At 64.5% G+C, this 687-nt stretch carries 1 protein-coding gene; it reads left to right on the plus strand.

Translation table 11 applies throughout. The features are described from left to right. Nucleotides 1-4: 4 nt before the first annotated feature. A partial coding sequence (locus AC0L3O_RS35450; protein WP_473618159.1) for an IS5 family transposase occupies nt 5-687 on the plus strand: 683 nt, incomplete at its 3' end.

The raw sequence follows: 687 nt of genomic DNA on the forward strand, positions 1-687 counted from the left end.
GCGAATGTCCAAGCCACGCGAGAAGCGCGAGACGGGAGAGCAGGATCTGTTCCGCTCCAGGCTCGATCAGATCATCAACATGAAGCACGAGCTGGTGCGGCTGGCGCAGGCGATCGACTGGCCGGTACTGGAGGAGCGTTTCGGCGCCGTCTATTCGGACGGCCCCGGCATGCCGCCGCTGCCGACCCGGCTGATGGCGGGGCTGGCGATCCTCAAGCACACCTTCAACCTGTCGGATGAGGTGCTGTGCGAGCGCTGGGTGGAGAACCCTTACTTCCAGTATCTCACCGGCGAGACGTTCTTTTGCCATACGCTGCCGTTTGACCGCTCTTCGATGACGCGTTGGCGCAGCCGTATGGGCGAGGAGCGGATCGTGGCGCTGTTGCAGGAGAGCCTCAGCCTTGCGGTCAAGACCGGGGCGATGAAGCCGGCCGACACGCGCCAGGTCATCGTCGACACGACCGTGCAGCCGAAGAACGTCATGTTCCCGACCGACGCCAAGCTCATCCACCGGGCGCGCGAACGGCTGGTGCGGCTGGCCAAGAGGAAGGGGCTCCATTTGCGCCAGAGCTATGTGCGGGTCGGCAAGCTGGCGCTGATCAGCCATCAGCGCTATGCCCACGCCAAGCAGTTCAAGCGGGCGAACAAGGCGCTGCGCAGGCTCAAGACCTATCTCGGCCGGACCAT

The organism is Mesorhizobium sp. WSM4810, assembly GCF_055811235.1.